Origin of the sequence: Streptomyces sp. (genome assembly GCF_035563135.1) — a bacterium.
Lineage (GTDB): Bacteria > Actinomycetota > Actinomycetes > Streptomycetales > Streptomycetaceae > Streptomyces.
The window spans coordinates 1-3,296 of record NZ_DATMVN010000242.1; the positions used below are offsets into that span (position 1 = coordinate 1).

The window sequence follows — 3,296 nt, forward strand, 5'->3', positions numbered from 1 at the left end:
TCAGGAGGCTTTACGCTCCTGCTCGTCGTGGCTGATCTCCAGCGCGCCGGAATCCCCGAAGGTGAGCCGGCAGGTGTCCGCCCGGTAGGTGGCGACCGAGACAGCCGCCGTGCCGGCGGCCGCGAGATACCGAGTGGTGACCACGAGGACGGGAGCGCCCGGAAGCCGGTCGAGCTCCTTCGCGTCGTCCGCGCGGGCCGACCCGAGTTCGACCGAACGGTCCTGGCCCTCCAGGTCGAGGCGGTGCAGCTCCCTCAGGACACTTCGGGCCCGGACGGGCCCGGTCGGCGCTTCGATGCCGGAGAGTTCGGGCACGGACCGCGCCGGGACGTACAGGAGTTCCGCGGCTACGGCCTGTCCGTGGGCGAGACGGATGCGGCGCACCACGTGCACGGGCTCCCCGGCGGGCGTGCCGAGCATGACGGCGACTGCCGGAGGAGCGGTCGCCGTGGTGCACTCGAGGGGCTGCCACGCCTCGTCGGTGCCGTCCCCCGCCCAGCCGTGCTGTGCGGTGGCCACGGCCACTCCCACCCGGGGCGGGGCTACGGTCGTGCCGACGCCACGGCGCCGCTGCAGCCTTCCTTCGAGTTCGAGCTGCTCCAGTGCCTGCCGGAGCGTCGCCCTGGCTACACCGAAACGCGCCGCGAGATCCCGCTCGTTGGGCAGTACCTCTCCCACCGCGAAGTCCGAGTCGAGTGCCTCACTGAGCACGGTCCTGAGGTGCCAGTACTTCGGCTCCTGCACCGATTCCAGCTGCGTGGTCCCCACCCTGTCCTCCGCATCCGCCCGGTGGCTGCTTTCCGCGACGTTATTTATTAAAGGTTCCTGCCTTATCGTTCAGACCTTAGGACGGCGAACCACCTTGGTCAAGACCAATCCTCGTTCCGTAACGCAGTGAAACGGTCCGTTGCCACTGAGCGTTCACGGCACGTTCGCGCAGCAGTGAGCCCAGGCGTCACAAAGCCCCACGGCGGTCCCCGTCCACGGGGCTCGTGGGACTCGTGGGGCTCGTGGTCGGAGGTTCGCAGAGCCTGCGTCAGCAGGCCCTGTGCGGTTCTCCGAGAGGCCGCGTACGGCTCGGAGGCCCACGGGTTCCCGGCCGTGCCGCTACCCCGCGTCCACCCCGGCCAGCTTGTCCGGGTTGCGGACGACATAGACGCATCGGATGACTCCGCCGCGGACCTCGGCCTGGAGCGCGGTCTCCACCGCACCGTCCACGCTGAACACCAGAGCGGGGCCCCCGTTGAGCTCCAGGGTCCTCACCTCCGTGCCGGAAGGCTGGTCATTCATCACGGCGAGGAGGAAGCGGCCGACCTTGTCAGCGGTTTCGATGATCCGTCGCGGCGCCTTCGCCTTGCCTCCGCTGTCGCTGACAAGGCGCACATCGGGAGCCAGCAGGGCGAGCATCTGCTCCAGGTCTCCGCCCGCAGCGGCGGCGAGGAAGCGCTCGGTGATATCGCGCCGCACGGCCGGATCCACGTCGTACCGCGGCTTGCGCTCCTCCACATGCCGCTTGGCACGGCCGGCGAGCTGGCGTACCGCCGTCTCCGACCGGCCGAGGACGGCGCCGATCTCCGCGTACGGGAAGCCGAAGGCCTCGCGCAGGACGAAGACCGCGCGCTCCAGCGGGGAGAGGGTTTCGAGGACGACCAGTACGGCGAGGGACACGGAGTCGGCCAGCACCGCCCGCTCCGCGGAGTCGGGAACGGCCTGGCCGAAGTCGGTGGCCATGGGTTCGGGCAGCCAGGGCCCCACGTACGCCTCGCGCCGCGAGCGCAGATGGCGCAGCCGGTCGATGGCCAGACGTGTGGTGATGCGTACGAGAAAGGCCCGCGGCTCCCGCACATCTTCCCGCCCGGCCGACGACCAGCGCAGCCACGCCTCCTGCACCACGTCCTCGGCATCGGCGACGCGGCCGAGCATGCGGTAGGCGACCCCGGTGAGGAAGGGCCGGTGTTCTTCGAAGAGATCGGTCACGGGCTCGGCAGTCACTTCCCCATCCCAGCCGACGCGCCGGAGGGTGTCCAGCGGGAATCGCGCACCCCTCGAACTACAAACCACCCGGCAGCAATCATTGCCGGCGGGATGCCTCAGCCGCTCCCCTTCAGCCCGGCAGGTCCGTCCCGAGGAGCAGCATGGCCACCACGGTCTCGTTCGCAGTCGGCTCAGCCGCCGGCCGCCGCGTCGTCAGCGTGCCCTACGAACGCACGGGTTCCGGCGAGCCTTTGGTGCTTCTGCACGGCATCGGCCATCATCGCCAGGCGTGGGATCCGGTCCTGCGCATCCTGGCAGCCGAGCGCGATGTCATAACCGTCGACCTCCCCGGATCCGGTGCTTCAGCGGCGCTGCCGGAGGGTCTCGCCCACGACGTACGGACCATGACCGCGGTGCTCGGCTCGTTCTTCGACACGCTCGGCGTGGTACGGCCGCATGTCGCCGGAAACGCCCTGGGAGGCCTGCTGGTTCTGGAGCTGGGCCGCAAGGGGCTGGTCCGGCCGGTGACGGCGCTGTCCCCTGCCGGATTCCGGACTCGGAACGAACGCCGCTACGCCTTCGGGGTGCTGCGGGCGACGGGCGGGACGGCTCTCTCGACGCCGATGCCGATGATCGAGCGGCTTTCGAGCAGTTCTCCCGGCCGCACTGCATCGACCAGCACCATCTACGCGCGCCCCGGCCGCCGGTCGTCCGGTGCGGTCGCGCCGGAGGCCGTCACCCTGCGCGAAGCCACCGGTTTCCGTCAGGCTCCCGAGGCAGGTCCGACCGTCGTGTTCACCGACGATGTCCCGGACGTCCCGGTCACCCTCGCCTGGGGCAGCGAAGACCGTCTGCTCCTGCGCCGTCAGGGCGTCAGGGCCGTCAGGGCGTCAGGGCCAAGCACATGATCCCGGACGCGCGGCTCGTCCGCCTTCCGGCCTGCGGCCACGTCCCGATGAACGACGACCCTGCCGCCGTGGCGCGGATCATCCTCGACACGGACCGCTGGCACGGACCGCTGATTCGGGCCGTGGACACCAGCCGCGGACAGACGTGTTTCGCATCGTCCCGGGCCGAGGCGGCCCGGGAGAGCTGTCGGCCCGGTCCCTTCCGGCGGCCGAGGGCCGAGGCCGCACCGACCGGTTGTTCATCTGCGGTTGGCGTGCCCGCCTCTGCCGGGGACTAGGTATGGGTCTGCACCCAGTCTGTACGGCCCCGCTGTTCCGGCCACCGCTCCCGCCACGGAGGCGCATCGATGTCGAACCGTCCCCTCATCCCGGCCCCGGGCCGCCGCACCGTGCTGCGCGGCTCGCTCATGGCCT

Annotated in this window: 2 protein-coding genes and 1 pseudogene; 1 reads left to right on the top strand and 2 read right to left on the bottom strand. The window is 70.7% G+C overall.

From position 1 onward, the window contains the following. Positions 1-768: a GntR family transcriptional regulator gene (locus VN520_RS10475; protein WP_325746596.1), complete on the bottom strand. Its 768-nt coding sequence runs from the start codon at positions 766-768 to the stop codon at positions 1-3. Between the two features lie 339 nt (positions 769-1,107). Further along, positions 1,108-1,992, bottom strand: a complete 885-nt coding sequence (locus VN520_RS10480; protein WP_325746597.1) for an RNA polymerase sigma-70 factor — start codon at positions 1,990-1,992, stop codon at positions 1,108-1,110. 143 nt (positions 1,993-2,135) lie between these two features. Between VN520_RS10480 and VN520_RS10485 the strand changes: the two are divergent. Beyond that, positions 2,136-2,980 (top strand): annotated as a pseudogene (locus VN520_RS10485) (alpha/beta fold hydrolase); the annotation flags it as partial. Between the last annotated feature and the right edge of the window lie 316 nt (positions 2,981-3,296).